Source organism: Lacibacter sp. (genome assembly GCF_057361365.1).
Map to the genome: position 1 here is coordinate 584,042 of NZ_JBMQSG010000022.1, position 26,467 is coordinate 610,508.

Annotated in this window: 28 protein-coding genes; 8 read left to right on the top strand and 20 right to left on the bottom strand. The window is 40.3% G+C overall.

Annotated features, from left to right (window positions below; genetic code table 11):
• Positions 1–72 precede the first annotated feature (72 nt).
• The 3 genes from ACO1QW_RS20750 to ACO1QW_RS20760 all read left to right on the top strand — a co-directional run bounded on the left by ACO1QW_RS20750 (position 73) and on the right by ACO1QW_RS20760 (position 2,685).
• A complete protein-coding gene (locus ACO1QW_RS20750) occupies positions 73–417 on the top strand; it encodes a carboxymuconolactone decarboxylase family protein (RefSeq protein WP_486261425.1) in 345 nt (114 codons plus the stop codon).
• A gap of 66 nt (positions 418–483) precedes the next feature.
• Entirely contained in the window at positions 484–1,515 is a 1,032-nt protein-coding gene (locus ACO1QW_RS20755; protein WP_486261427.1) for a 2-oxoacid:ferredoxin oxidoreductase subunit beta, read from the top strand.
• A 123-nt stretch (positions 1,516–1,638) separates the two neighbouring features.
• The gene (locus ACO1QW_RS20760) at positions 1,639–2,685 is read left to right on the top strand and encodes a 3-oxoacyl-ACP synthase III family protein (protein ID WP_486261429.1); all 1,047 of its coding nucleotides are present in this window, start codon (positions 1,639–1,641) and stop codon (positions 2,683–2,685) included.
• 5 nt (positions 2,686–2,690) lie between these two features.
• Here ACO1QW_RS20760 and ACO1QW_RS20765 read toward each other — a convergent pair whose 3' ends face one another.
• Complete coding sequence (locus tag ACO1QW_RS20765; RefSeq protein ID WP_486261431.1) at positions 2,691–3,011, bottom strand: hypothetical protein; 321 nt, start codon at positions 3,009–3,011, stop codon at positions 2,691–2,693.
• Between the two features lie 172 nt (positions 3,012–3,183).
• On the opposite strand from ACO1QW_RS20765, the gene ACO1QW_RS20770 reads away from it, so the two are divergent.
• Positions 3,184–3,591 carry a hypothetical protein gene (locus ACO1QW_RS20770; RefSeq protein ID WP_486261433.1) on the top strand — a complete coding sequence of 136 codons (408 nt, stop codon included), beginning with the start codon at positions 3,184–3,186 and terminating at the stop codon, positions 3,589–3,591.
• Positions 3,592–3,636: 45 nt separating this feature from the next.
• Positions 3,637–4,527 carry a diacylglycerol/lipid kinase family protein gene (locus ACO1QW_RS20775; RefSeq protein WP_486261435.1) on the top strand — a complete coding sequence of 297 codons (891 nt, stop codon included), beginning with the start codon at positions 3,637–3,639 and terminating at the stop codon, positions 4,525–4,527.
• On the opposite strand, the gene ACO1QW_RS20780 is transcribed toward ACO1QW_RS20775, so the two are convergent.
• The 11 genes from ACO1QW_RS20780 to ACO1QW_RS20830 all read right to left on the bottom strand — a co-directional run bounded on the left by ACO1QW_RS20780 (position 4,506) and on the right by ACO1QW_RS20830 (position 16,054).
• Positions 4,506–6,764 carry a hypothetical protein gene (locus tag ACO1QW_RS20780; protein ID WP_486261437.1) on the bottom strand — a complete coding sequence of 753 codons (2,259 nt, stop codon included), beginning with the start codon at positions 6,762–6,764 and terminating at the stop codon, positions 4,506–4,508. The genes ACO1QW_RS20775 and ACO1QW_RS20780 overlap by 22 nt on opposite strands.
• A gap of 59 nt (positions 6,765–6,823) precedes the next feature.
• Positions 6,824–7,888 (bottom strand): COX15/CtaA family protein, encoded by a 1,065-nt coding sequence (locus tag ACO1QW_RS20785; protein WP_486261439.1) that lies wholly within the window; start codon positions 7,886–7,888, stop codon positions 6,824–6,826.
• A 38-nt stretch (positions 7,889–7,926) separates the two neighbouring features.
• The gene (locus tag ACO1QW_RS20790; RefSeq protein WP_486261441.1) at positions 7,927–9,621 is read right to left on the bottom strand and encodes an FAD-dependent oxidoreductase; all 1,695 of its coding nucleotides are present in this window, start codon (positions 9,619–9,621) and stop codon (positions 7,927–7,929) included.
• A 139-nt stretch (positions 9,622–9,760) separates the two neighbouring features.
• Positions 9,761–10,165 (bottom strand): DsrE family protein, encoded by a 405-nt coding sequence (locus ACO1QW_RS20795; RefSeq protein ID WP_486261443.1) that lies wholly within the window; start codon positions 10,163–10,165, stop codon positions 9,761–9,763.
• A 38-nt stretch (positions 10,166–10,203) separates the two neighbouring features.
• Positions 10,204–11,205 (bottom strand): c-type cytochrome, encoded by a 1,002-nt coding sequence (locus ACO1QW_RS20800; protein ID WP_486261445.1) that lies wholly within the window; start codon positions 11,203–11,205, stop codon positions 10,204–10,206.
• A 16-nt stretch (positions 11,206–11,221) separates the two neighbouring features.
• The gene (locus tag ACO1QW_RS20805; RefSeq protein WP_486261447.1) at positions 11,222–11,770 is read right to left on the bottom strand and encodes a DUF6691 family protein; all 549 of its coding nucleotides are present in this window, start codon (positions 11,768–11,770) and stop codon (positions 11,222–11,224) included.
• A 2-nt stretch (positions 11,771–11,772) separates the two neighbouring features.
• Positions 11,773–12,342 (bottom strand): YeeE/YedE family protein, encoded by a 570-nt coding sequence (locus ACO1QW_RS20810; protein WP_486261449.1) that lies wholly within the window; start codon positions 12,340–12,342, stop codon positions 11,773–11,775.
• 315 nt (positions 12,343–12,657) lie between these two features.
• Positions 12,658–12,966: a rhodanese-like domain-containing protein gene (locus ACO1QW_RS20815; RefSeq protein WP_486261450.1), complete on the bottom strand. Its 309-nt coding sequence runs from the start codon at positions 12,964–12,966 to the stop codon at positions 12,658–12,660.
• Between the two features lie 14 nt (positions 12,967–12,980).
• Entirely contained in the window at positions 12,981–14,402 is a 1,422-nt protein-coding gene (locus ACO1QW_RS20820) for an MBL fold metallo-hydrolase (protein ID WP_486261452.1), read from the bottom strand.
• A 150-nt stretch (positions 14,403–14,552) separates the two neighbouring features.
• Entirely contained in the window at positions 14,553–15,347 is a 795-nt protein-coding gene (locus tag ACO1QW_RS20825; RefSeq protein ID WP_486261454.1) for a sulfite exporter TauE/SafE family protein, read from the bottom strand.
• Between the two features lie 59 nt (positions 15,348–15,406).
• The gene (locus ACO1QW_RS20830; RefSeq protein ID WP_486261456.1) at positions 15,407–16,054 is read right to left on the bottom strand and encodes a Crp/Fnr family transcriptional regulator; all 648 of its coding nucleotides are present in this window, start codon (positions 16,052–16,054) and stop codon (positions 15,407–15,409) included.
• Positions 16,055–16,124: 70 nt separating this feature from the next.
• Between ACO1QW_RS20830 and ACO1QW_RS20835 the strand changes: the two genes are divergently transcribed.
• Positions 16,125–16,727: a ribonuclease HII gene (locus tag ACO1QW_RS20835; protein ID WP_486261458.1), complete on the top strand. Its 603-nt coding sequence runs from the start codon at positions 16,125–16,127 to the stop codon at positions 16,725–16,727.
• Positions 16,728–16,819: 92 nt separating this feature from the next.
• Here the strand turns inward: ACO1QW_RS20835 and ACO1QW_RS20840 are convergent, their stop codons facing one another.
• Positions 16,820–17,428: an L-threonylcarbamoyladenylate synthase gene (locus tag ACO1QW_RS20840; RefSeq protein ID WP_486261460.1), complete on the bottom strand. Its 609-nt coding sequence runs from the start codon at positions 17,426–17,428 to the stop codon at positions 16,820–16,822.
• 100 nt (positions 17,429–17,528) lie between these two features.
• Here ACO1QW_RS20840 and ACO1QW_RS20845 point away from each other — a divergent pair, with 100 nt between their 5' ends.
• The gene (locus ACO1QW_RS20845) at positions 17,529–18,404 is read left to right on the top strand and encodes a cupin-like domain-containing protein (RefSeq protein WP_486261462.1); all 876 of its coding nucleotides are present in this window, start codon (positions 17,529–17,531) and stop codon (positions 18,402–18,404) included.
• A gap of 322 nt (positions 18,405–18,726) precedes the next feature.
• Here ACO1QW_RS20845 and ACO1QW_RS20850 read toward each other — a convergent pair whose 3' ends face one another.
• The 7 genes from ACO1QW_RS20850 to ACO1QW_RS20880 all read right to left on the bottom strand — a co-directional run bounded on the left by ACO1QW_RS20850 (position 18,727) and on the right by ACO1QW_RS20880 (position 24,947).
• Positions 18,727–19,740 carry an alpha/beta hydrolase gene (locus ACO1QW_RS20850; RefSeq protein WP_486261464.1) on the bottom strand — a complete coding sequence of 338 codons (1,014 nt, stop codon included), beginning with the start codon at positions 19,738–19,740 and terminating at the stop codon, positions 18,727–18,729.
• A gap of 80 nt (positions 19,741–19,820) precedes the next feature.
• Entirely contained in the window at positions 19,821–20,150 is a 330-nt protein-coding gene (locus tag ACO1QW_RS20855; protein ID WP_486261466.1) for a hypothetical protein, read from the bottom strand.
• Positions 20,143–20,352 carry a hypothetical protein gene (locus tag ACO1QW_RS20860; protein WP_486261468.1) on the bottom strand — a complete coding sequence of 70 codons (210 nt, stop codon included), beginning with the start codon at positions 20,350–20,352 and terminating at the stop codon, positions 20,143–20,145. Before ACO1QW_RS20860 ends, ACO1QW_RS20855 begins: the two co-directional genes overlap by 8 nt.
• A 12-nt stretch (positions 20,353–20,364) precedes the next feature.
• Entirely contained in the window at positions 20,365–21,129 is a 765-nt protein-coding gene (locus ACO1QW_RS20865; protein WP_486261470.1) for a TIGR02757 family protein, read from the bottom strand.
• Positions 21,129–22,268 (bottom strand): cystathionine gamma-synthase, encoded by a 1,140-nt coding sequence (locus ACO1QW_RS20870; RefSeq protein ID WP_486261472.1) that lies wholly within the window; start codon positions 22,266–22,268, stop codon positions 21,129–21,131. The genes ACO1QW_RS20865 and ACO1QW_RS20870 overlap by 1 nt, the downstream gene beginning before the upstream one ends.
• Positions 22,269–22,355: 87 nt before the next feature.
• Positions 22,356–24,251 (bottom strand): asparagine synthase (glutamine-hydrolyzing), encoded by a 1,896-nt coding sequence (asnB, locus tag ACO1QW_RS20875; RefSeq protein WP_486261474.1) that lies wholly within the window; start codon positions 24,249–24,251, stop codon positions 22,356–22,358.
• 123 nt (positions 24,252–24,374) lie between these two features.
• Entirely contained in the window at positions 24,375–24,947 is a 573-nt protein-coding gene (locus ACO1QW_RS20880) for a DUF2911 domain-containing protein (RefSeq protein WP_486261476.1), read from the bottom strand.
• Positions 24,948–25,130: 183 nt separating this feature from the next.
• Between ACO1QW_RS20880 and ACO1QW_RS20885 the strand changes: the two genes are divergently transcribed.
• Positions 25,131–26,441, top strand: coding sequence for an acetyl-CoA hydrolase/transferase family protein (locus tag ACO1QW_RS20885; protein ID WP_486261478.1), 1,311 nt, complete (start codon positions 25,131–25,133; stop codon positions 26,439–26,441).
• Positions 26,442–26,467: the final 26 nt, after the last annotated feature.

The following is a 26,467-nucleotide window of genomic DNA, read 5'->3' on the forward strand; positions in this document are numbered from 1 at the left end:
CTCAAAACCCCGCCCACAGCGGGGTTTTGCATTTACCGACAAACTCAATCAAATATCTTTGCCAAAAAAACTATGAGCAATCTTGTACAGGAGTTTAATGACTATCGCACTAAAATGAATGACGTGATCCTCGGTAAGGATAACCTTGTAATAAAGCGCCTCTGGAATCTTGACACAAATACATATGCTGAAGGTGCACTTTCCACCCAAACCAAAGAAATGCTGGGTCTTGTAGCAAGCATGGTTCTCCGCTGCGATGATTGCATTAAGTATCACTTGGGTAAATGTCACGAAGAAGGTATCACGACTGAGCAGATGTATGAAATTTTTGCCGTGGCCAATATCGTTGGTGGCACTATTGTGATTCCTCATACGAGGAGAGCCGCCGAATACTGGGAAGAATTGATGGGAGGGTGATCAATAACAGTCGTTTAAAATGCTGTGCAGTTAATTTTCTGCGTAAATTTGAGGCAATATAATTCTATGAGTGAAGTAACGACCGCCCCTGCCCTTACCGCTAAGGATTTTGCAACCGACCAGGAAGTTCGCTGGTGCCCGGGTTGTGGTGATTATTCCATTTTAGCACAGGTACAGAAAGTGATGCCAACACTTGGTATCCCCAAAGAAAATATTGTGATTGTAAGTGGTATCGGCTGCAGCAGCCGTTTCCCTTATTATATGAATACGTATGGTATGCACTCTATCCACGGTCGAGCAACTGCTGTTGCAAGTGGATTAAAAGCTGCAAGACCTGAATTGAGTGTGTGGATAGTAACAGGCGATGGAGATAGTTTGAGTATTGGTGGTAATCACACAATTCATTTATTACGTCGCAATTTTGATGTAAATATTCTTTTGTTCAACAACCAGATCTATGGTTTAACAAAGGGCCAGTATTCACCTACATCTGAAGAAAAAAAGGTGACTAAGAGTACACCAATGGGAAGTATCGATCATCCATTTAATCCTTTGGCTTTAGCAATGGGCGCTGATGCAACATTTATTGCACGCAGCATGGACCGTGACCCTAAACATTTACAGGAAACTCTTATCCGTAGCCAGCAACATAAAGGTGCTTCGTTTCTTGAGATCTATCAAAACTGTAACATCTTCAATGATGGTGCGTTTGAAGTTTTCACTGAAAAATCAAGCAAGCAAGACGAAACTTTGTTCCTTACACATGGTGAACCTTTAGTATTTGGTGCAGCAAAAAATAAAGGAATCAAGCTTGATGGCTTTAGTCCGGTGATTGTGAGTTTGGATGAAGGATTTACGAAAGATGATCTTTGGGTTCACAATGAAAAAGACTTTTACAAAGCACAAATCCTGGTTCGTATGTTTGATGATCCACGCATTGCTGGTCATTTACCACGACCTTTTGGTGTGTTTTATGAAACAGAACGTGCCTGCTATGAAGATGTAATGCAACTTCAGATTGATGAAGCGATTGGTACGAAAGGAATTGGCAATCTCGATAAGCTGCTTCGTGGAAATGAAGTATGGGAAATCATGTAATCGATCTATACAGATATAGTGAAGGGGCGAAAGCCCCTTTTTTAATTACTATTCGCAACGGTTCTTTTTGCAACAGTTACAATTCCTTTCTATTTGCTAACTTCCTCTAAAATTGTTTGTCACATGATTCGTAGTAAAATTGCAGGCATTGGTATGTATGTACCTTCTAAAGTTGTTACGAACAACGATCTGACAAAATACATGGATACCAACGACGAATGGATCCAGGAACGCACCGGAATTAAAGAGCGACGATATGCTCATCGAACAGAAGAAACAACTACCACCATGGGTGTTGAAGCTGCAAAAGTTGCTATTGAACGTGCGGGTATTACAGCCCAGGATATTGATTTCATCGTTTTTGCTACGTTAAGCCCTGATTATTATTTTCCCGGTTGTGGCGTATTGCTGCAACGTGCAATGAAAATGAAACAGGTTGGTGCCCTTGATGTGCGCAATCAGTGTAGTGGATTTGTATATGCTGTTTCTGTTGCCGATCAATTTATAAAAAGCGGTATGTATAAAAACATATTAGTTGTTGGTGCGGAAAAACATTCATTTGGATTAGACTTCAGCACCAGGGGAAGAAATGTGAGCGTGATCTTTGGTGATGGTGCAGGTGCGGTTGTTTTACAACCAACCACTGATGAAAATCGTGGTATCCTCAGTACACATTTGCATAGCGATGGAACAGATGCTGAAATTTTGGCCATGTTTAACCCGGGTACACATGCTAACCATTGGAAAGAAAATGCGGCCACATTTAATGAAGCCGAATTAGCCGATATGTTTATGAGTCATGCAATGATCGACAATGCTGAAAATTTTCCAAACATGGATGGTCCGGCTGTGTTCAAAACTGCAGTTGTGAAATTTCCGGAAGTGATCATGGAAGCACTTAGCACTAACGGTTACCAACCATCCGATCTAAAACTATTGATACCGCACCAGGCCAATTTGCGTATAGCGCAATTTGTTCAACAGAAATTAAAATTACGGGACGACCAGGTTTATAACAATATTCAGAAGTATGGTAATACTACAGCAGCATCGGTACCTATTGCATTATGCGAAGCCTGGGAAGCAGGAAAAATCAATGAAGGAGATCTTGTATGCTTAGCCGCTTTTGGCAGTGGCTTTACATGGGCCAGTGCATTGCTGAAATGGTAACAGGGTTAGTTCTCTGAATGAGAGTTGTGCGTCAGCCGAATTGAAGCAGCATCACCGTTTTGTTTTGAAAGCAACATATATCCATTGATCGAAAGAACAACAGCCAGTACGATCAAAATGATCGCATGCGTTCTATGATGTCCGAGTAAGGCTTTGTTTCTGTCGGTATAGTTAGCCGAACCCAGAAAAATAAACAGCAGTGATTGTACAATGAGGAAAAAACGTTCATCTCTGCCCAGTTGTAAAATAAATATCAGAGACAGGAAGGCAAATGCAGCAACCATAAGTAACACTGATAGGGTAATACGTAAGGTTGTGTGCTTCATTTAGTAAAGAAAGTTTCGGCAAAAGTAAGGGAACAGCATCAAACCAACAATCGGTCAATATTAAACTGAGGTTATCAATTGATTGTTAGTTTCAGCACCGGCAATACTTTCGATCATCCATAACCGAAATAACATTATACTTTTACGAATGATCAGGACATTCATTTGTTTCATGTTACTTTTTGTTATAACAGCGGCGAATGCACAACTTAACATCGATTCACTTCGCCTGCAGTATAATCAAAAAACATTGCGATTAAACAATCGTATTACTATGAACGGTTCGTTGCTTGAACCTCAAACTGTGAAGAACCTGATGCTTATTTCGCCTGAGGCAACAAGCTACTATAAGCAATATGTTAAAAACAAACGTATTGGCACTGTATTGCCTTTGATTGGCAGCGCTGCAGTAATTACCGGAATAATTGTGGCACAAAAAAACCGTACACCGGGTTATATTACTGTAGTTACAGGCAATACCATTCATCTTATTGGTGCTTTATTTCGTCGCAGGGCCGGTGGTTATCTGCAAGATGCTATCTGGTCGTATAACAGGGATGTATTATATCCAAAGCGTTGAGCTTTTTTACCCCGTTAACTTTTTCACGTGTAGTTTTGTTGCCTCATGCAACGTCGCTTCGTCTTTTTATTCAATCCTCATTCAGGTGTGCAAACGGGAAAATCTCTTTCAGAGGTTATTACCGAACGTTGCCAGCAGGCCGCCGTGCAATTCAGCATTGAACATAGCAGGGCCGATGGCGATTATTCTGCACTAAAAGAAAAGATTAAAAATGAATTAGTGACGGATGTTGTTATCGCCGGAGGTGATGGTACAATCAGTACGATTGTTGCAGCCATCAAAGATCTTCCTGTGAACATTGGCATTATTCCACGTGGTTCAGGAAATGGATTAGCATTGGCGGCAGGTATTTCCAAAGATGTAAATAAAGCCATTGATATCGTCTTCAATGGAAATGCACAGCCAGTGGATGCATTTCTTATTAACGATAAGTTTTCCTGTATGCTTAGTGGTATTGGGTTCGATGCACAGGTGGCACATGAGTTTGACAGGCAACAGAAAAGAGGCTTGAAAAAATACATTCAGCTTACACTAAAAAATCTTCAACGGATAAAATCTTACAGGTTTTCCATCAAAGCAAAAGAAGTTGATCTGCAGCTGCGTGCTTACTTCATCAGCGTTGCTAACAGTAACCAGTTCGGTAATCAATTTACAATTGCACCAAAAGCAAGTTTACAGGACGGCTTACTTGATATTGTAGCTGTAGAAAAAACAAATCTCTTTTTTGTGTTGATGCGCATCTTGTGGCATATTCGTTTCGGCACATTTACAGCAGATTTTACAAAGAGGAGAGGTATTACTTATTTCCAAACTGCTGAATTAACGATCAGCAATGTTGACAAAGCGCCACTTCATATTGATGGTGATGGGCAGCCCAGTGCAACTTCATTTCATATTAAAGTATTGCCCGCTGCTTATTCTTTATTGATACCCTGAGCAAGCTGAACAGGTCGCTGCGTTTGTTGCAGGCGCATTAGCTCTTGAATGGTATGTTCATTTGTTTGATCAAACACTGCCCGGGAAATGTCCTGTTTTTCTCTTTCGGTTAAATGAAAACTAAGTGCAGCTCCCTTTTTATTAACGGAAGGCTGGTACATAAACATAAAACGGTTGATGGGCAGCGCTTCTTTTGAATAGCTGAGCATGCTTTCCTGCATATAGTCCTGCACTTTATAAAAATTATTCTGTAGCGTAGTAACAGGTTTGTAAAGAATATCACCAACACCAGGCTCACGCAAATCATCATGCCACTCGCCTTTTTTTCGATCACGTATTTGAATAAACACGACACCTGAAGTATTTTCTTTTATCCAATCGGAAAATGCATGAACAAAACGCAACGTTATTTCCTGGCCGAAGTTATCACGTAAGCCGGCATCCATCACATCCACAATAGGTTTGGTGGGCAACCACACATTGGGCAACACATAAGGAAAGGTTGCATTCATGCGAAGTGCAGTTAGCATGCGAAGATTGTATGGATCAAGGTCCTTAAAAAAAGCAGTGTAATCAATAGCATCGGGTTCAGCAGTAATTCCCTTTGTGCTATCAAACCGTGGACGCATTAAAAAACTAACCGGCTGACTACAGATCATCAGCTTACGTCCATCTTGCGAAACTGTTGAACTAAAAATGCCCAATGGAATTTTTGCATTAAACTCATCAATGCGATAGTCAGTTAATTGATCAGTTAAAATATTTCCGGTATTAAAGTTTAACTGTTGCTCAAAGGCATAACCCCTGTCTTTTACAAAACGGTAATGCCCCACTTTAAATTTTTGAGCGGGTGTAACAAGATCTCTCGTTACATAGGCCGAAAAAATAGGATTAAGTAAATCTTTAGAGATGTTGGCTGAAATGGTTTCATTTGTAAATGAGAGTGGAGTGCCTTTCACTCTTTTCCGGTATAATTCCCTGTAGTAAGTTAATCCTAACATGCCGCCTGATGCACCTGAGAATAAAGCTGTTTTTTGCATCAGTTGACCATTCATAAAACTATCGAGCCTGCATAGCATGTTTACGGTAAAAGTTGCAGACCGATTTCCTCCGCCACTTGCATTTATTACATAGAAGAAAGGTTTTTCTTCTGCCTGGTTTTGTTTCCAGTTTTCAAGCAAACGAATCATGTTCAAACTATCTTTTTGCATTTGCTCAGGCGTGCACAGTTTTACCATGGATGCAAGCGAATAAACAGGACGTTTGTTTCGATCTTCATAATTCAACCCAAAAGCTTTATTGCGTATGTCGATGTATTCGTATTGAAATAAGAAATGAAAAACCAAAACAAGCAAAATTGAAATCGGGATGCTCCATGTATCGAGCCAATGCGCCAACGCACCCGATGCGCCAATAAGAATGGCAAAGAAAACAAAAATGCTTGCAGCTGCAGGAACCTGTAATGAGGGTCTGTCAAGAAACAAACCATAAATCATCAATAACAGGAATGCAAGAATGATGGCCAGCACTGCTGAAAAATGATGACGTTTAAAGATTACATCTAAAAACAAGCGACTGTAATGCGTTACATTTCTTGTTTTCCGGTAACTGAGAAAGCTGGTTAAAAAATAGTGTACCTTGATCACCTGTTGATGATCTTCCGCTTTATGATGCGGTTTAAATTGTTGTTTGAATTGTTGCGGATCACGCAGCACCGGTTGCATATCACGGAGGATTGCTTTTTCGGATCCATAAAAATATAACATGGAAAAAAGCAGGAATAAAACAAGCCCTCCAATAAACCCAAACATGATCAACAGAATTTCGCCATTACTCATTAACTCTTTGTATTTACCAAACCTAACAAGCTGTATAAAATAGTTAATGATAAAAATGACAGGTATGCCAGCGTTATTGATACAATATTTTAAAAATGGTTTTGAGGTGGTTGCTAAAAATTTGAAATAACTGCTGAAGAGAATGAATGTGGTAATGTTCCAGCTCATGACAAAGCCACCAAATGCTAATCCCACAAAAAATCCACTGAAAAAATTTACCTGGCCCAGGTATTCCGGCGAAAGGAATAATGAGTTAGCACCATAATCACTCATAAATCCACCGCTTGCTGCACTCATCAATAATACCCAGAACAATAACATGAGCTGATACTTTCTGAAATGCAGAAAGATCAGTTGAATTGGGAACGAATACCATATGCCAAGCAGGTATTTCTTCATGGGACAGAAGTTACGTAAAAGAAAACGATTTACACAAGAACGCTGCTTGGCCTTGAATGTTATACCGGTTGTTTTCTTCTTACTAAATAAAGTATCCAGGTAAAACTGAGCAGTAAAAACATGCCGAACAGTTGATGTAGTTGAGCCATCCACTCAAACAAACCCCAGCGATTTGGAATTATTTGAGGCGATGTAAGTACAGATGCAATACCTAATATCACCTGTACAATTACCAGGAACAACGGAAGGAAACGTGTTACCTGGAACAAGTCGGAACCTTTTACTTTTGCAGCTTTGTAATACCACACAATGATAAGTGCAGTAAGTAAGTAAGCCAAACCACGATGCACAAAATGAATGGTGATCTTGTTCTCAATAAAATTGATAAGCAAAGGAGAATCTTTAAACAATGCTGCGGGTATCCATTCGGTATTGATCAACGGCCATGATGGTGCTGCTGTTGCAGCTTTGTGCCCGGCCATTAATGCTCCAAACATTAATTGAATAACCAGCAAGAACAATAACCACACAGTGAAATTATGAATGTAGCGGTGATAAGTGATTTGCTCTTTCTTTACACGCAATTGTAATGCAAACCAAAACGTGTAACAAAGCAAACCCATGGCTAAAATAAAATGAAGTGCCAGTCTTGTTGGTTTTACATACACAGCATCGCCCACCAATCCACTTGCCACCATGATCCAACCAACAGCACCTTGTAATGCACCGAGTAAAAACAAAATAAGTAATGGCTTTACCATCTCCTGTTTAAAGTACCTGCGCACAAAAAAGTAAACAAAGCCAACTGCAAACACCATCCCCATTAATCTTGCCCATAAGCGATGAAACCATTCCCAGAAAAAAATAAACTTGAAATCCTTGAGTGTAAAATCGGTATTGAGTATTTGATATTGTGGCGTTGCTTTATACTTAGTAAATTCTTCGAGCCACTTTGTTTCGTTCAACGGTGGCAAGGCTCCGGTAACAACATCCCACTCAGTAATACTTAAACCGCTGCCGGTTAAGCGGGTGATGCCACCCAGTAATATTTGCACGATAAGCATGAACACACCAAAGAGTAACCAATTAGCAACAGCTTTGTTTGAAGTGGAAGTTTGCGTCATAACGCTGGCAAAGGTAGGCGAGGAAAGGTTTCACCTGTTTATTGAGGAATAAGAAAATCCTCTAATTCATTGATAAGTTTTGTTTGTTCCGCTATGCAGGTTTTCCATAAATAGTAGCCGCCTGAAAGATTGGCTACATCATCAAATCCGTGTTGACGAAGTATGCGTTGCGCAAGGTAGCCACGTAAACCAGCTTCACAATAGATATAAATGTTTTTGTGTCGTGGAATTTCATGGAGCCTGTCCCGCAACTCATCAACAGGTATATTAATCGCCCCTGCAATATTACCCGCATCAAATTCATCTTTACGACGAACATCAATTAACAGATCACACAGTTTTAGTTTGTCGACTTCATTCCAATAAAACACACGAAGCCGATCAAGTAAAATATTCTCCGCCACAAAGCCAGCCATGTTCACAGGATCTTTTGCTGACGAGTAAGGCGGTGCATAAGCATGTTCAAACTCAATTAAATCGTAAATGGTTTTTCCTTGTTTGATGTAAGATGCAAATACATCAAGGCGTTTATCAACGCCATCATAGCCGGCAATCTGCGCACCCAGCAACCTGCCACCCTTTGGCGCAAATACAATTTGTATTGTCATTTGTTTTGCACCTGGATAATAGCCTGCATGTGATCCATTGTGTGTGGTTGAAACAATATGCTCAATACCTGCAGCTGTTAAATGTTTTGAAGCAACTCCGGTTGCGCCAACCGTCATGTCGAACACTTTTACAATGGCTGTATTGATGGAACCTTTGTATGAGCGAACATTGCCCAACGCTACATTATCTGCACAGATACGACCTTGTTTGTTAGCCGGACCTGCTAAGTATGTAACCGTAGATTTATGTGTGATGGGATTTTCAAATTCAATGGCATCACCTACTGCATAGATATCAGCATTCGACGTTTGTAAAAATTCAGTCACCAAAATACCTTTTGCTGAACCAAGTTGTAAGCCAGCTGTCGAAGCCAGCCTTGTATCCGGTCGAACACCTATGGAAAGTAAAACAACATCGGTAACCAACACCTCCCCATTATCTAATGTCAATTCAATTTTTTCACCTACTTTAATAAAGGCCGTAACGGCTGTATTTAAACGCAGGTGAATTCTTTTCGAGCGGAGATGTTGTTGCACAAATGCTGCAATGGGGTAATCAACTGGCGCCATCACCTGCTTCGTCATTTCAACAACAGTTATATCCAAACCAAGCTGATGAAGATTTTCCGCCATTTCCAAACCAATAAAGCCAGCGCCAATAATCACGGCCTTGCTTACATGGTTTTGCTGAACATAGCTTTTTATATAATCAGTGTCCTTGACGTTTCGTAAAGTAAAAATTCCTTTGTGGTTAATACCAGGCAAGGGCGGACGAATAGGTTCTGCACCGGGAGAGAGTATGAGCTTGTCGTATGTTTCTTCATACGACTCACCTGTTAACTGGCTAACAGCCGTAATGGTTTTTGCAGAAGGGTTGATGTTGGTTACTTCAGTTTGTACACGCACATCAATATTGAAACGTTGATTAAAAGCAGCGGCCGATTGAACAAACAGTTTGTTGCGGTCTTTAATGACATCACCGATATAATAAGGTAATCCGCAGTTGGCATACGAAATATATTCACCCTTTTCAAAGATGATGATCTCAGCATGCTCATCCAATCTTCTTAATCTTGCAGCAGTACTGGCTCCACCTGCAACAGCGCCCACGATGATATATTTCATTATTAACTCCACTTTGTTCAAGCCAAAAGTAGAGTAAGCCTTGCGGTCAGCAGGTGATCTAAATCATAAGAAAGACTGCTATTGAAAAGGCAGAACTGTAGCAAAAGTCACAGAAATAATGCAGGAGCTGTTAATGAGATCAGTTTGCCTTAATATAACTCCAGCCTTCTTCCTGTTTTTTCACCAATTCGAGGATGGCAACGGGAACAATTACAGCTTCAGGAATAACACGATCAGTTTTAATATTCCTGTTCTTCAACGCATTGTTGCAAACAGCCATAGTAACGCCTTTTTTATGAAAGCCAATAATTTGTTCTTTGAAATAACCGGTATCTTTTAATAAACCAAAGACAGCATTGCCATGAAATACAATTTCAATTTTTGTTTCGGGTGCAGCTGCTAGTACGTTAGCAACCTGGCGGAATAAAATTCGTTGCTGGGCTGTATCGCCCGATGCCATTTCCCAAACAATTTTTGATTGTGCTTTTATTAACGATGAACTCAGAAGAAGAAAGGTTACGAATAAAAATTTTAATGGCTGCATGAATTGATTTTTTAGTACTAAAAATAAGGGAATGCCTGTTATTTGGCAGCAGGAGCTTTTTTCTGCTTTTCTTTAAACTCTTTAATAGCAATAAAGGGTCCGTACTTGTGTTGTTGCTCTGTAAATGTATCGGTGTAAGGACCAAAAGGATAATCAACGGGTTTCTTCGAAACATCCGGCCAATCACCGGTGAGATCTTTTGAAGGGCGGGGTTTTGAGTTAACGAATGCAGCAACATCCCATGCTTCTTCATTGCTAAGTATGGGGTTGTGATAGTTGGTTTCAAAAGGCATATTATTTTTTACATAACCAGCAAATCTTGATAAGCGAAATAAACCTGCACCCACATTGTAACTATCCTTTCCCCATAACGGAGGATAAGTGTAGGCAATACCATCGCTGCTCAGCTGACCTTCGCCGTTAGTGCCATGGCATCGTTGACATATTTGAGTATATACAACCTGGCCTTTTACAGGATCGGCAGCACGATTGAGATAGGGAAGTTCCAAAATACCGGAGCCCTTTGGTCTTTCACCTTTCTTTACATCTTCGCCCAACCATTTCATGTAAGCATAAATTGCTTTTATTTCAGTTGACGTTGTATCAAGTGCGGTTCCATTCAAACTGCGTTCAATGCAATCGTTAATGCGTTTATAAATTGTTTCAATGCTCCCGGAACGATCCCTGTATTTTGGATAAGTTGAATAAACTCCTCCGTAATTGTTGCCCCATGGCTTGGTACCTGCTTCCAAATGACAGTTCTGGCAATTCATTCCATTAGTGATTTGCATCACGGAACCTTTTGGACCTAAGTATTTTGAAGTGTTTGCTATCAGTTGATGACCATACCAAATCAGTTTTCCATCTTCTCTTGAATAATATGGAATCTGATTGGCTGGCGGACCCGCCCAAACTGTTTGCTGAATGGTTGAATCAACTACGGCTGGTTCTTTTTCACCTGGTTGGTTGCAGGAAAGCTGTGTTAATAGGATTAACAGCAGAAGTGAAATGAACAGCAATATCGTTTTACCGTTACTCAAGTTTTGGAAAAGAAGTTTAATGTGGCAATTGTTCCCTGAATTTACCATAAACCCACGTACCGGCAATTGCACTTAACAGCGTTATTGCAATAACTGTTGCTCCATTGCCTATTTGTGCAAATAAAGGTCCCGGGCATGCTCCGGTAATTGCCCATCCCAGGCCAAACAAAATACCTCCGTAAATCTGTCCTTTATGAAATTTCTTATCAACAAACATGATAGGTTCACCATGAACAGTTTTGATCTTAAATTTTTTAATCAGCCAAACGCTGATGATGCCCACTATAATTGCTGAACCGATAATACCATACATGTGAAAACTTTGCAGGCGAAACATTTCCTGTATACGAAACCATGAAACAACTTCAGCTTTTACAAACAGGATTCCAAACAACAAACCCACAAAAGCGTATTTGAAATTATACCACCACGGATGTTTCAATTCCGATTCATTTACGCTGGCATCAAGTGAACGCATTTCAAAATCTGTATTCTCATTGAGAAAAGCATGGTGTTTCTTTTCCTTCACTATATTATCTTCAGTTCTATTCATTTGTTGTTTCATTGTCAGAGTTTAAGAATAACAGGAAGAAGAAGATTGGCCATTAAAAATCCACCAATCATAAAACTGATTGTTGCAATCAAAGAAGGCCATTGCAAAGTAGAGATACCCATGATGGCATGACCGCTGGTGCACCCACCCGCATAGCGTGTTCCAAAACCAACAAGAAACCCACCGATCACCATCATGATAAAACCACGAACCGTAAACAAGCTGCTCCAGTTAAATACTTCAGTTGGAACAAGATTATTATAATCGGTTATGCCATAAGTTGCAAGCTCTGCACTCAACTTTGGATCAACGATCATGGGTTCAGGATTCTTCAGGAACAGAAATGCAATAAAACCTCCCAATGAAATTCCGCCTACAAAGAACAAATTCCATAATTCTTTTTTCCAGTCATATTTAAAGAAGGAAATGTTTGAAGGAAAACAAGCTGCACAAATATGTCGTAGTGAGGAAGAGATGCCAAAGGTTTTATTACCAATGATGAGTAACGTTGGCACAGTTAACCCGATCAACGGGCCGGCGACATACCATGGCCACGGTTGCCTGATCAATTCAATGAGGTTCATGAGTTGTTCTGTTTATTGTTTGCTATTGGTTGAAAATACAACTCCGGGATCAGTTGGTAAACTGCATCCTGAAGGTACACAAGATTATAAGGATTCGCTAGTCGTTAGGGGCAGATTGATCCGCTTGTTTTTGTTGAGGTTTGAACATATTATTGACCAATGCTCCCATTGCAGAAAAATAAAGTATGCTTTTTAGAGGGCTTGAAGTAATAAGACAGGTGCCATTGCAACCGTAGAATTTCCAGTAGAAAAAACCGGCAACAGCGCCAATTATTAAGCCGGGCAATATCCATTTTAAGTTTGATCGTTTCAGCATCAGTTTAACTTGTTATTTAGTGATACCCAGCCTCCTCCATTGTATGCTTCAATGCCAGCCTGTTTAAGTAATGATGTGGCCGATCCGCTACGCATACCGCTTGCGCAACAGGTAATAACCACGTTTTGCTTTTTTTTAATGTCGTTGATCTTTAAACGAAGATTATCCAAAGGAATATTGATGGCATCGTTAATATGCCCGGCACTAAACTCTCCCGGGGTACGCACATCAATAATCACTGCTCCGTTATCTTTTAATTGTTTAAAGTCAATTGCAGAGCCAAATAGTTTTTTAAGTATGTCTAACATTGTATTTATGAAGTTTATAAAAGTGAAGTAGGGCACACATAATCTGTGAGGTTGAACTGGCCACTTTCTTTAATTGCTTTAAAGCCACCTCGCACTTCAATAAGATTATCATAACCACGTGCACGTAAAATAGAAACAAAGATCATTGAGCGGTAACCGCTGGCACAATGCACGTAGTAAGTTTTGTTTTTATCGATCTTTAACATGCTGTCGTTAATAAAATCCAATGGTGCATTCTCCACGTTCCATAAATGTTCACTCTGGTATTCACTTTCTTTACGTACATCGAGAATATTGGCATTGTTATCCTTTACAACAATATCGGCCAGCTCCTGGGCGGAAATACGTTGAACATGATCGATGTCTTTACCAGCTTCTTTCCAGGCATTGAAACCTCCCTTTAAATAACCGATTGAATGATCATACCCCACACGGGCTAAACGGGTAACCACTTCTTCTTCACGTCCTTCATCCGTGATCAGCAATAGTTCCTGTTTTATATCAGGAATCATACTTCCAACCCATGGAGCAAAGCTGCCATCAATGCCAATGTTAATGGAGTTGGGTATAAATCCTTTTGAAAATACTTCGCCATCTCTTGTATCAAGAACAAGTGCACCCGTTTCATTAGCTGCAGTTTCAAATGCTTCCGGACTTAGCGCTTGTGTGCCACGTTTTATTACTTCATGAATACTATCGTATCCGTGAATATTCATCATAACATTTAGAGGAAAATATTGCGGTGGTGCAACAAGCCCCGTTGTGACTTCTTTAATAAATTCTTCTTTGGTCATGTTGGCACGCAATGCATAATTAATTGCCTTTTGATGACCAAGTGTATCAGACGTTTCTTTGCTCATATTTTTACCGCAGGCACTGCCTGCACCATGTGCAGGATAGATGACCAGGTCGTCCGCCAAAGGCATGATCTTGTTGCGAAGTGAATCAAATAAATGCCCGGCAAGTTTATCCTGTGTTAGATCAGCTGTTATTTTTTGTGCGAGGTCAGGCCGGCCAACATCACCAATGAATAACGTATCACCGGTGAAGAGGGCAATATCTTTTCCATGCTCATCTTTTAACAAGTAGCTAGTGCTTTCCATTGTGTGGCCAGGAGTATGCAGCACTTTGAATGTTAACTTACCTACTTTCAACTCTTCACCATCTTTTGCTGAGTAAAAATCAAAGTCGGGTTGGGCATTTGGACCGTACACAATCTTTGCTCCCGATTCTTTTGCCAGGTCAATATGACCACTTACAAAATCGGCATGAAAATGCGTTTCAAAAACATACTTGATCTTTGCGTTGTTACGTTTTGCTTTTTCCAGGTACGGTCTTACTTCACGAAGGGGATCAATTACTACTGCTTCTTTTTCACTCTCAATATAATATGCACCTTGTGCAAGGCATCCCGTGTAGATCTGCTCAATTTTCATGTGTTAATTTTATTGTTTTTAGCCACATAGTATTCGCCATAAAATTTTATGGCTCATTTCATATGCTTTTTTAATTCGTAAGAGAATACAGCAAAGTTGTGAGTTCTGAATGGGGTGAACTATGACTTTAGTCACACATGAGGTCCGGCTTTACTGGCTTGATAATTCTTTAACAATAATATAGATGCCCATGATCAGCACAAACCAGCCAAACCATTTTTTAAGATTATCGCCTGGTACTTTTTTACTGAGTCCATTACCAATGAAAATTCCTGCAATGGCCAACAAGGTAATGATGAGAAGTAATTTCCAATCGATAATGCGATGACCAAGATCTCCTAAAAATCCAATCAAAGATTTTGCAGCAATAATGAGCAGCGATGTACCAACAGCTTGCTTCATTGGTAACTTGCTGAGCAGCACCAATGCCGGAATGATAAGGAAGCCACCGCCAGCACCCACTAAACCAGTAAGAATACCAACCACTATGCCTTCAACTATGATCAATGGATAATTAAATTGCTGTTCAACCTGGTCACCGTTTTCTTCTTTCCTTCCCTTGATCATGGAGAGTGCTGCAAACAACATGAGCACTGCAAACAACAACATAGTTAACACAGGCTTGGTTATTGTGAAACCAGCAATGTTGAACAGCTCATGAGGAATGGCGGGTACAATAAATTTTCGTGTAGCATATACAGCTGCGATAGCCGGTGCGCCGAATATGATTGCGGTCTTGGTATTTACGAGTCCTTGTTTATATTTTGGAAATGCGCCAACTAATGAAGTAGAACCTACAATAAACAACGAATAAGCGGTTGCCAATACAGGGTCGATGCCAAATAAATACACCAAAACAGGCACAGTTAATATAGAACCACCTCCGCCTATAAGACCAAGCGTAATACCTATAACAACCGAAGCGAGATAGCCAATTATTTCCATGCTGCAAATGTGGGTGCAATTTCAGAAGCTGAGCGTGATGCAAATCACATAGCTAAAGGTTACAAATTTTTTAGTTCAATTGCGTTTCGTTGTAAACCAACCAATCCTTTTTGCTCCATTTTCTTGAGTAAACGTGATATTACTTCCCGTGATGTATTCAGCTCCTCGGCAATTTCCTGGTGGCTGATGTTGAGAATAGTTGTTTGTTGCGCTTCTTTTGCACGTTTGAGATAAAATTCCAAACGTTCATCCATGCTTCTGAAAGCGACATTATCTAAAGTCGTCAGCAGTTCATCAAATCTTGTACGGTAGGTTTCAATAACAAACTGGTACCAACTTTTGAATTTACTCATCCATTCGCTCATATTTTCAACCGGAACCATCAATACTTCCGTTTCCGTAACTGTTTTGGCCATGATGGGACTTGCTTCATGTTTAGCCGCACATACAAGCGACAAAGCACATGCTTCACCCGGTTTTAAATAATACATCAGGAACTCGTTGCCATCATCATCTTCCCTGTAAATTTTTATGAGTCCACTCAACACCAGCATCGTGCTGCGAATGTATTGTCCTTTGCGCATCAGTACTTCATGTGCCGGAAAGCTATTGAATTGTGCCTGTTGTTCAATTTCACTAACAAGCTGATCTTCAAACAGAGGATAATTTTTGCGAAGAAGATCATCATGAACCTGTGGGGTAGCCATATGCAAATGTTGAAAATTATTTTTATAAAAGCACTGGCCATTTTCAAACCACCGCCGGTATCTTTGAGGCATGCCTCTGCTTTCTTTTTACCAGGATGAACTGCTTGAAGCCGGCTGCGATGAAGCAGGCCGTGGTTGTTATGCCGGGCCGGTTTTTGCGGCAGCCGTTATACTGCCGAAAGAATTTCATCATCCTTTATTGAACGATAGTAAACAGGTAAAAGAGGAAGACAGGAACGCATTGAGATTAATCATTGAAGAAAAAGCAACGGCCTATGCTGTTGCAAAAGTGGAAGTGGAAGAAATTGATCATATTAATATTCTGAAAGCATCGTTCAAGGCAATGCATCTTGCATTGGATCAGTTAAAACAAAAACCACAGTTGTTACTGATCGATGGTAACCGCTTTATCAAATACAAACGTACACCGCACCAAACATTTGTAAAAGGCGATGGTCGTTTTGCCTCCATTGCTGCAGCGAGTATTCTAGCTAAAACCTATCGTGATGAATACATGCAGCATTTGCATGCTCAATTTCCACATTATAACTGGGAGCGAAACAAAGGTTATGGAACCGAGGAACATCGCAAGGCCATAGAAGTGCACGGCTTATGTGAGCACCACCGCAAGTCATTTAATATTGATCCGGTAAGAATGCAGGAATTGTTTTGAGCTACGAGGTGAAGGAGAAAAAAGGTAAAGAAGATAATTTCGTGAACCGATCCCACTCTCCTTTTACTCCTATTCCTTTTTAAACTCTTAGCCTAACCAACCCACTCACCCAGGCCTTCTCTTAATACTACCGGCACATCATCGGTGCAATCAACAATTGTCGACGGAGTCATTCCGCCAATACCGCCATCAACCACCAGGTCAACCAGTTTTTTAAAATTTTCATGCATGTATTCAGGATCTGTATATTCTTCAACCATATCCCCGGGTAACGAAGCACTGAGTATAGGGTGACCTAACTCCTCGATAATAGCACATGCAATTTTATTATCAGGCACACGTAAACCAATAGTGTCTTTTTTGCTCTTCAGGATCTTTGGAACCTCACGACTGGCAGGCAAAATAAAAGTATACGGGCCGGGAAGGTATTGCTTCAGCATACGGTAAAGAGGTGTCGAAATACTTTTTGTGTAAGTGCTAAGATCACTCAACCCATTACATATAAAGGATAGTTGTGCTTTCTGCGGATCAACATTTTTGATTCGGCAAATACGTTCAATGGCTTTGTGCTGAAAAATATCGCAACCCAAACCATAAATTGTATCAGTAGGATAAATAATAATACCTCCCGATTTCAAACAATCAACAACTGTTTTGATCTGTCTCGGCTGAGGATTTTCCGGATGTACATGAAGCAACATAGTTAAAAGTACGTTTGAATTGAACCAATTTTATCAGGAGCCGATCAATTATCTGCAATTCAGTTATATTTGAGTATCGCATCATCGGCCCCGATTGTCTATGCAACTAAAACCTGTTGATACATTTGATACCATCAGCCCGGAACAGTTTCGTCGGGACTATTACCTGCCAGGCAATCCTGTTGTTATTAAATCACTCGCAAAAACGTGGCCAGCTTATAATAAGTGGAATTGGGATTTTCTGAAACAAACGGCAGGGCATCATAAAGTTGGTATTTATAATAATATCAAAAGTGATGCATACACACCCATTAATACTGCCGATGATTACAAAACCTTTGGTGAATATGTTGAAATGATCTCGCAAGGCCCGGCTGGCTGGCGAATTTTCCTCTTCAATATTTTTGATCACTCACCTGAGCTTACAAAAGATTTTACCTGGCCCGAAGAGTTTATGAAAGGCTTTGTAAAAAAGTATCCCATGCTGTTTGTTGGTGGAGCTACGTCCATTACTCATATGCATTTTGATATTGATTTGTCGCACATTTTGCACACCCAATTTGTGGGTCGTAAGCGGGTGCTGCTTTTCCCTTATCAGGAGCAACATAAGTTGTACCGCAAGCCATTTGAAGTATTAAGCCTGGCCGATTTTAGTAACTATCATCTCCAGAATGGCAAACCCGATTACAGTCAATTCCCTGCCATCAAACAGGCAAACGGTTATGAAGTAATTCTTGACCATGGCGACACGTTGTTTATGCCCGCCGGTTATTTCCACCATATGGAATACCTCGACAGCGGTTTTGCCATGAGCCTGCGTGCAATGCAGGAAGGCATTGCTCCCAAGTTACAGGGTGTATGGAACCTTTTTGGCATGCGTAGTATTGATACTTTGTTGAAGAAAACTGCCCCGCAATGGTGGTATAGTTATAAAAAGAAGAAAGCTTTTGCCGACGCTGAAAAAGAATTGATGTAGCAGGAAAGAAGAGTTTCGTTTTTCTTGCATATTTCAAAAGACTGGTCTATATTTATCTCGTTACTCTGGTCCCCCGTCCAACCCAATTCCAATTTTCCTTACAAAGCTCTGGCATTCCATAATATCCCGCTGATGAACAGTTAGTTCCTCCCTACAACTATTTATTATTATTATTTACAAGTTTGTACTATAGCAACACAGGTTGTTGTAACTCTTTCTGAACATACAAGATCTATTTTTTTGTGGTTTCAGAGGTAAGCAAAAGGGCCCACGATTTCTATCGGGGCCCAACTTTTTACCTTCGACTTTCAGATCTATTTCGTCAATTATTTTGAAGAGGCATTTTCAACACCTCTGTCATAAACTTTGTTATTTCAACTTCCACTGTTTGATAGTCGTTCGATTTAATGTATCCGCCAATCACATGATCACCGGTGTTGGGCAGAGCAAGTTTTCTTTTTTGTGCCGATGACGTACCAAGTTCATCATACATTTTCAGCATGGCACTCACTTTCACCACACTATCCTGGTGCACATCATCTTTATAATAATACAACATGAGTGTGGGCTGTTTTACTTTTTCAAAAGTTGCCGGCACCATGGCTGTTTCTAAATATTCCTGCAGGCTAACCACGGCCTCAAGCCGGTAGTGCGAATACCAATACGCTTTATAAATATCACGTTGATCTTTTGTATCAACATAATTCGATTTTTTAACCAGCCTTGCAATTTGCAAGCCCCAGGGATTATTTGCCAGCCATGCATTGGGATCATTAATAGCAATGTTTGGCGAAAGCAAAATGAGCGATGCTATTTCAGGAAAGTTTGCCCCCAACTGTATTGCATTGCTGCCGCCGGTAGAAGTTCCCATGATGATAACTTTATTGCCGAGATGCTTGCCAATGGCGTATGCCTGCTTTACACTTTCCCAATAGTTTTCCGGAGTGAGATGTAACATTGCTTCGCTGGTATCAACACCATGCTCCGCCAAGCGGGCTAAATATAAATTACATCCGAATTTTTTTGCAATGGCTTTATGAACCGGCGCACCTTCTTCCTGTGAAGCCGAAAAGCCATGGAGATAAACAATTGCGTATTCCGTTTTTTGTCTAGCAGAATCATTGTACCAAACAATACGGGCTTCATTTTCCGGTTTTATCTTATGACCGGCTTCATTGGAACGAATATAATTTTCCAAAGACTCAGCTTCATCAGGAACACTGGGTAATGTGTTTGTATAAACCGGTGTAGATGGATTAGGGCCGACGAAATAAATAACTGTAATAACAAGTAGAATGATGGCAACCCATTTCAACAATCGTTTAAAAAATTTCATGATTCTTTTATAAGTTGATTTTTAAATTAACGGTTTCGGTTTTATGAACATTGACAGAGTCAACGATTGAACAGCAATTTTTACCAACGCTCAGCTCCTTCATCATCTCTGCTGCCAGGTTTGTATTCGCTTTTAAATTTAATTTTTTCCAATTGCCGGTCAATGATAAGTCTTGCAATCAACTGGGCTGCATTTTCGCCCCCTTGCTGTTGCAGCAATTGTTTCATTTTTGTTTCGTTTACATCAATACGATAGAGATAGTAAATAAGTTTTTCAAAATCAGTATTGATGAGGTGATTGATATGAAGGGTCAGCTGTTGTTCCAGTTCATCCATGGCTAATTGCTCAGAAAGTTGCAGCGACAGTTCTTTGTTAAGCGATGGAATAATATCCGGGTTAGGCTCATTCACCTTCCTTGTCCTTCTTTTTATTATAAAACGTAAAAAGTACCGTTAACACAATGGAAAGAATTGCACTTTTAACCAGTACGGAATTAATGGTTGTATCAGGTTTGTTGGCAATCCAAACCAAAAAAGCATAATTGATTAAAGTAACGATGACAAAATTTGCTATAAGCAGGATAAAAAACTGGATGAGCTTAACGGGGTTCATGTTGAATTGCTTCTAAAGTTTATTTTCCATTACACCTGTTCCGAATAATGCAAAATCATACTTCACCGGGTCGTTCCTATCTAAGATACGCAGATTAGTTGTGAGTTCAAGTGCTGCTTCCCAATCATCTTGTTTACGATGTAAAAGATCATATTGTCTTGCTACTCTGGACACATGTACATCCAGCGGACAAATAAGATCAGAAGGGTTAATGTTTTTCCAAATGCCAAAATCAACTCCTTTGTTATCTTCTCTCACCATCCATCGTAAATACATGTTCAGGCGTTTGCAACTTGATTTTTGTTTTGGTGATGAAACGTGTTTTTCTGTTCTTTTCAAATGTTCGAATGAAAAGAAATAATTTTTAAAGTAATTCAATCCTTCTTCTACCGTCATTCCTTTGGTTGGAAAGAAGGCAGTTTCCAATGAATCCTGTTTGCTATAATGTTGATGAAAGAATTCAATAAAATAATAAAGGTCGTCGGCGGTAAATGTTCGGTGCTTAAATGCGCTTAACTTTTTTAGAGCGCCCGATGTATGGTTCAAACAAAAGTTATGGGGCTGCATATTCATGAGCTGCATCAACTCTTTGCTTTTGTTGATGATGGTTGTGCGGTTACCCCACGAAAAAATGGCCGCAAAGAAACCGGCGATTTCGATGTCTTGCTTTTTTGTGAATAGATGAGGAATGCAGATAGGGTCATCTTTAATGAAAGAAGGTTGATTGTAGAAATCAACCTTCGTATTGAGAAACTTTTTTAGTTCTTGTGGTTTCATTATCCAATCGCTTTCGCCAGGTCGTCAATCAAATCTTCTGCATCTTCAATACCAACACTCAAACGAATCAGTGAATCATTTAAGCCGTCTTTGATTCTTTTCTCTCTTGGGATACTAGCATGCGTCATACTTGCCGGGTGATTGATCAAACTTTCCACACCACCCAAACTTTCAGCTAATGCAAATAAATGAGTTGATGATAATACTCGCCTTGCTTCTTCCACGCTATCATCTTTCAGTTCAAAACTGATCATGCCGCCAAAATCACGCATTTGTTGTTTTGCAATTTCATGGCCGGGATGATCAGTAAAGCCGGGCCAATAAACTTTCGCCACTTTGGGATTTGCTTTCAACCAATGAGCAATTTTTGCACCGTTGGCACAATGGGCTTTCATACGTACTGCCAATGTTTTTATGCCACGCAACACAAGAAAACAATCCATGGGGCCCGGAACAGCACCACAGCTCTTTTGAATAAAATATAATTTTTCACGAAGATCTTTATCGTTCACTACTAAACAACCTTGTATCACGTCACTATGACCGCCAAGGTATTTTGTGGCCGAATGCATCACGATATCTGCACCAAGATCCAACGGGTTTTGTAAGTAAGGAGAAGCAAAGGTATTATCAACACAAAGCAAAGTGCCGGCTTCTTTGGAGATAGCAGCAATTGCTTTTATATCGGTGATATTCATCAATGGATTGGTGGGTGTTTCAAGCCAGATCAGTTTTGTATTGGCGGTAATGGCTGCTTTTACATTTGCAGGATTTGTAGTATCAACGTACACAAACTTCAACCCAAATTTTTCAAACACTTTCATGAACAAACGATACGTACCACCATACATATCACTTGCAGCAATAATTTCATCGCCTGGTTCAAGCAATTTGATCACGGCATCAGTTGCGGCCACACCACTGCCAAACACCAAACCAAACTTTCCGTTTTCAATTACTGCAATTGCTTCTTCCAATGCAAAACGGGTTGGGTTCTGACTTCTTGCATATTCATAACCTTTATTAACACCGGGAGCTTCCTGCACATAAGTACTTGTTTGATAAATGGGCGTCATAATAGCACCGGTCGAAGGATCAGGATGTGAACCTGCATGAATCATTTTAGTATCGGGTTTCATAATCTGATTATTTATTTCGTCTGATGAATGATTTGATTTTTTTGCCTGTCGGACGATGTCGTCAGACAGGACTGCAAAGATGGTGAATTACAACAGATACGACGCACAGAAATAACGCCAGTCATCATTCTTAACAGCATGCGCGGCTTGTGCACTAACTGGCTGTTTCAGGATATCTTTCTTCAATATATTTTCCTGCACCAGTTTATTACGGCTGTTTTGTATCAATTCAGCAAAGCCAGCCGATTGCATCCACTGTTGTTGCGGCGGTTCGTAACCTATCTTATCAGTACGGTAAACAATAGAAGTGGGCAAACGATCTTTCATAGCTTCACGCAGAATGTATTTTGTAAAACCTTTCTGCAATTTGTATTGCGATGGCAATGAAAAAATAAACTGCACCAATTCATGCGATAAGAAAGGTAACCTTACTTCCACTCCGTGTGCCATACTGTTCCGATCTGCATAACGTAACAATTCTTCCAAACCATTACGCATGGTATTATAATACAGCAAATCGTTTAGCTTATTTACGGTTGGTTTGAAAATACTTTTCTTGTTAAAATGTGTTTTACGGTAATTGTTTACAATGAATTTATTATTCAGGATTTCTTTATTGGCTTTGTTTTCCAATTGCACAGCTGCAAAATCGGGAAACCGTGCAGCCAGTTTGTTTTTCCAGCTCCAGTTAACAGCAATATTGTTGCGGTCAAATGCCTCTGCTTCTGCCTTCAACCTTCCGCCTTTTGCTATTTCCTGTAAAAACCAATGAATGTATTTATGATAGCCAGCCAAGGTTTCATCAGCCCCTTGTCCATCAAGAATCACTTTTATACCATGTTGTTTCGCCAGCTCGTATACTTTGTATTGCGCATAAATACTTGAAGATTGAAATGGTTCTTCCTGCTGATGCATTAAACGTTCAATATCGTTCAACAATGTTTCTGCTGTTGGAGTAACAAGATGTTGCTGCAATTGAAACTGATCGGCTACCTGTTTTGCATAAGCCGCTTCATCTTTTTCAAATCCCGGAAAGGAAGCGGTGAAGGTCTTAGATTGTAAGTTTTGAGTTGTAAGCTCACTAATTGTAGCAACTATTGAAGAGCTGTCTAAACCACCACTCAGCGATGTTCCTGTTGCCACATCACTTCTTAATCTTCTTGTTATTGATGTATTGAAAAGTTGCTGAAATTGCTCAACAGCTTCGGCTTCACTTAGAGTTGATTGTGTTTCCTTGTCTAAATCCCAATATTGTACTATTTCATTTTTGCCGTTACGCATATCCAGTTTGAGATAATGCGATTGGGGTAAGCTGTTGATATTTTTATAAAATGTTTGCGACAGATCAGCCGGGTTCTTTACCCAACCCAACCCAATATAGTTGAGCAGCATGCTATGATCAACCTGTTTCTCAACACCTGCTGCCCACAATGCTTTCATTTCGCTGCCAAAAACAAATTGCTCCCCATCAAAAAAATAATAGAAAGGTTTTTCGCCGAAACGATCCCGTGCAGTAAACAATGTTTGTTCTTGATCATCCCAGATAGCAAAGGCAAACATACCATCAAATTGGTGCAGGCATTCTTCTTTCCAATGATCGTATGCAGCAAGAATTACTTCTGTATCGGTGCTTGAAAAAAAAGGATAGCCTTTTAACTTCAATTCCTCCTTCAACTCAAGATAATTGTAGATCTCACCGTTGTATGTAATGCTGTAACGTGGTTTTTCTCTTGGCCCTCTGACACTACTATCGCCGGAGCGTGTTTCGCCTGTTGGAAAAGGATAATGCATTGGCTGCATACCCGCTTCACTCAAATCAAGAATGGCCAGTCGCCTGTGGCCAAACCCAACTGTTTTGTTTTCATTCAGCCAATAACCTTCTCCATCAGGTCCACGATGCGCAATAGCATCAGTCATTTGTTTCAACCTTTCGGCCGTGACATGATTGCTGTTCATTGATATTATTCCGGCAATACCACACATCTGTAAATATTCAAATTTCAATGCACAAAATCCAAATAAAAAAAGCCCTGCAATTGGGCAGGGCTTATCACTATGTCAAGTGGCTTATTTCGTACTTCTAACTTCGTAACTCGCACTGATCACTTACCAACTGATCGGCATCTTCACCATCACTTCATCCCAATCCATTACAAGGTTGATGCTTTTATCAGTAGCCTTTTCAAAAACCATCGTGAACGATTCTGTTATATCCGCCGTTTTGGTAACAGGGCAATCAACACGAACCACATCTTTGCTCGCATCATATTTAAATGCACCCCACACATCAATATCCTTGTTTATAATAATAGTCCATTTTGCCGCACTTTCTAAGGCATACATTGTGTAACGTCCTTTCTTCACTGTTTTGCCGCCGATTTTTACATCACGATAAAATTCAATTTCGGTTGCTTCGTTAGCACCCAGGCGCCAGATTTTTCCATCTTCAACCAATTCGCCAAAAACCTTACGACCACTCTTTGAAGGCCGACTATAGATAACACGGGCAATTAACGGCTCTGCTACTTTATTTGGCTGAATTCGAAGCACAGGATAATTCACAGGATAATAAGACATATCCATCGGAGATTTATCCAGTGGTGGTAATTTGCTTCCGTTCTGTGCCGCTGCCGTAAATCCTGCAGCAACAAATAATACGATCATCGATAGCAATTTCATACGTTCTACTTTTTAGTTTCTTTTTAAGGTAATGATAAGTATGACTGATTTTTTTCCTCAAGGGTTGTTTCGAGAACGCAAATTTAGCTGAAACATTGCTGCCTGTAATCACCATTTATCCTGTTTGTTGGCAGTTTCAAAAGTAGAGGGACATTTTATTTTTGCATTCTAATCGTTCGTTTTATGTACAGGCACATACATTACCAATCAGTTGAACAGGCGCTATCCGTTATTCAAAGTGGGCAGCGTGTGTTTGTTCAGGGCAGTGCTCAAACACCTCTGTATTTATTGCGTGAACTTGCTAAGCACGCTCATCGGCTTCAGCAGGTAGAGCTGGTTTTCATTACCGTGCATGGCGATATTACAGTTGACCGTCCCGAGTATGAAGGCATCTTCAACATCAACTGTATGTTCGTAAGCAATAGTGTGCGTCAAGCTGTGAATGAAGGAAGGGCCGATTTTATTCCTGTATTCTTAAGTGATATCCCCGATTTGTTTAAGAAAGGATATATGCCCATTGATGTAGCAATGGTGCAGGTATCGCCTCCCGATAAACATGGCTATTGTTCATTGGGTGTAAGTGTTGATATTGCCCGCTGCGCTGTTGGTACGGCCAAACATGTTATTGCGCAGGTAAACCCTAATGTACCCCGTACACATGGCGATAGTTTGATACATACTGATCGTTTTACTTCAATGCTCTATTGCGATGAACCCTTACCTGAAGTTGATTATGGTCTTAAAGTAGGTGAAGATGAACTGAAGATCGGCAAATACATTGCGGGCATGATCGAAGACGGCAGCACCCTGCAAATGGGCATCGGAACAATTCCGGATGCCGTATTAAAATCGTTGCACAATCATAAAGATCTTGGTGTACATACTGAAATGTTAAGCGATGGTATCATTGATCTTGTTGAGAGCGATATTATTAATAACGCCAAAAAGAGAATTCATCCTTATAAAAGTGTAACCGGTTTTGCAGTGGGCACACACCGCTTGTACAACTATGTTAATGATAACCCTGCATTTGCTTTTCTTGATATTGATTATGTGAATGATCCGCATGTTATTCGTCGCAACCCTAAAGTGGTGGCCATTAACAGCGCTATTGAAGTTGATATTACCGGTCAGGTTTGTGCCGACAGTATTGGCACCACACAATACAGCGGCATTGGCGGACAAATGGATTTTATGCGTGGCGCTGCATTGAGCGAAGGCGGTAAACCAATTATTGCACTTACATCACGCACGGCAAAAGGTATAAACCGTATTGTGCCATTCTTGAAACAAGGTGCTGGTGTGGTAACAACACGTGGGCATGTCCATTACGTGGTTACAGAATACGGTATTGCACATTTATATGGTAAGAATTTACGACAACGTGCAAAAGCGTTGATTGATATTGCACATCCTGATGATCGGGAAATGCTCGAACGTGCGTGCGTTGAACGCTTCAAGCAATTCCTTGTGTATGATTCTTATGTTCAGTAAACTGATTTAATGATACGTATGCCATG

What these genes read in the sequence shown, in the direction of transcription:
- ACO1QW_RS20750 (WP_486261425.1), top strand. Translation starts at nt 73, where the DNA reads ATGAGCAATCTTGTACAGGAGTTTAATGACTATCGCACTAAAATGAAT.
- ACO1QW_RS20755 (WP_486261427.1), top strand. Translation starts at nt 484, where the DNA reads ATGAGTGAAGTAACGACCGCCCCTGCCCTTACCGCTAAGGATTTTGCA.
- ACO1QW_RS20760 (WP_486261429.1), top strand. Translation starts at nt 1,639, where the DNA reads ATGATTCGTAGTAAAATTGCAGGCATTGGTATGTATGTACCTTCTAAA.
- ACO1QW_RS20765 (WP_486261431.1), bottom strand. Translation starts at nt 3,011, where the DNA reads ATGAAGCACACAACCTTACGTATTACCCTATCAGTGTTACTTATGGTT.
- ACO1QW_RS20770 (WP_486261433.1), top strand. Translation starts at nt 3,184, where the DNA reads ATGTTACTTTTTGTTATAACAGCGGCGAATGCACAACTTAACATCGAT.
- ACO1QW_RS20775 (WP_486261435.1), top strand. Translation starts at nt 3,637, where the DNA reads ATGCAACGTCGCTTCGTCTTTTTATTCAATCCTCATTCAGGTGTGCAA.
- ACO1QW_RS20780 (WP_486261437.1), bottom strand. Translation starts at nt 6,764, where the DNA reads ATGAAGAAATACCTGCTTGGCATATGGTATTCGTTCCCAATTCAACTG.
- ACO1QW_RS20785 (WP_486261439.1), bottom strand. Translation starts at nt 7,888, where the DNA reads ATGACGCAAACTTCCACTTCAAACAAAGCTGTTGCTAATTGGTTACTC.
- ACO1QW_RS20790 (WP_486261441.1), bottom strand. Translation starts at nt 9,621, where the DNA reads ATGAAATATATCATCGTGGGCGCTGTTGCAGGTGGAGCCAGTACTGCT.
- ACO1QW_RS20795 (WP_486261443.1), bottom strand. Translation starts at nt 10,165, where the DNA reads ATGCAGCCATTAAAATTTTTATTCGTAACCTTTCTTCTTCTGAGTTCA.
- ACO1QW_RS20805 (WP_486261447.1), bottom strand. Translation starts at nt 11,770, where the DNA reads ATGAAACAACAAATGAATAGAACTGAAGATAATATAGTGAAGGAAAAG.
- ACO1QW_RS20810 (WP_486261449.1), bottom strand. Translation starts at nt 12,342, where the DNA reads ATGAACCTCATTGAATTGATCAGGCAACCGTGGCCATGGTATGTCGCC.
- ACO1QW_RS20815 (WP_486261450.1), bottom strand. Translation starts at nt 12,966, where the DNA reads ATGTTAGACATACTTAAAAAACTATTTGGCTCTGCAATTGACTTTAAA.
- ACO1QW_RS20820 (WP_486261452.1), bottom strand. Translation starts at nt 14,402, where the DNA reads ATGAAAATTGAGCAGATCTACACGGGATGCCTTGCACAAGGTGCATAT.
- ACO1QW_RS20825 (WP_486261454.1), bottom strand. Translation starts at nt 15,347, where the DNA reads ATGGAAATAATTGGCTATCTCGCTTCGGTTGTTATAGGTATTACGCTT.
- ACO1QW_RS20830 (WP_486261456.1), bottom strand. Translation starts at nt 16,054, where the DNA reads ATGGCTACCCCACAGGTTCATGATGATCTTCTTCGCAAAAATTATCCT.
- ACO1QW_RS20835 (WP_486261458.1), top strand. Translation starts at nt 16,125, where the DNA reads ATGCCTCTGCTTTCTTTTTACCAGGATGAACTGCTTGAAGCCGGCTGC.
- ACO1QW_RS20840 (WP_486261460.1), bottom strand. Translation starts at nt 17,428, where the DNA reads ATGTTGCTTCATGTACATCCGGAAAATCCTCAGCCGAGACAGATCAAA.
- ACO1QW_RS20845 (WP_486261462.1), top strand. Translation starts at nt 17,529, where the DNA reads ATGCAACTAAAACCTGTTGATACATTTGATACCATCAGCCCGGAACAG.
- ACO1QW_RS20850 (WP_486261464.1), bottom strand. Translation starts at nt 19,740, where the DNA reads ATGAAATTTTTTAAACGATTGTTGAAATGGGTTGCCATCATTCTACTT.
- ACO1QW_RS20860 (WP_486261468.1), bottom strand. Translation starts at nt 20,352, where the DNA reads ATGAACCCCGTTAAGCTCATCCAGTTTTTTATCCTGCTTATAGCAAAT.
- ACO1QW_RS20865 (WP_486261470.1), bottom strand. Translation starts at nt 21,129, where the DNA reads ATGAAACCACAAGAACTAAAAAAGTTTCTCAATACGAAGGTTGATTTC.
- ACO1QW_RS20870 (WP_486261472.1), bottom strand. Translation starts at nt 22,268, where the DNA reads ATGAAACCCGATACTAAAATGATTCATGCAGGTTCACATCCTGATCCT.
- asnB (WP_486261474.1), bottom strand. Translation starts at nt 24,251, where the DNA reads ATGTGTGGTATTGCCGGAATAATATCAATGAACAGCAATCATGTCACG.
- ACO1QW_RS20880 (WP_486261476.1), bottom strand. Translation starts at nt 24,947, where the DNA reads ATGAAATTGCTATCGATGATCGTATTATTTGTTGCTGCAGGATTTACG.
- ACO1QW_RS20885 (WP_486261478.1), top strand. Translation starts at nt 25,131, where the DNA reads ATGTACAGGCACATACATTACCAATCAGTTGAACAGGCGCTATCCGTT.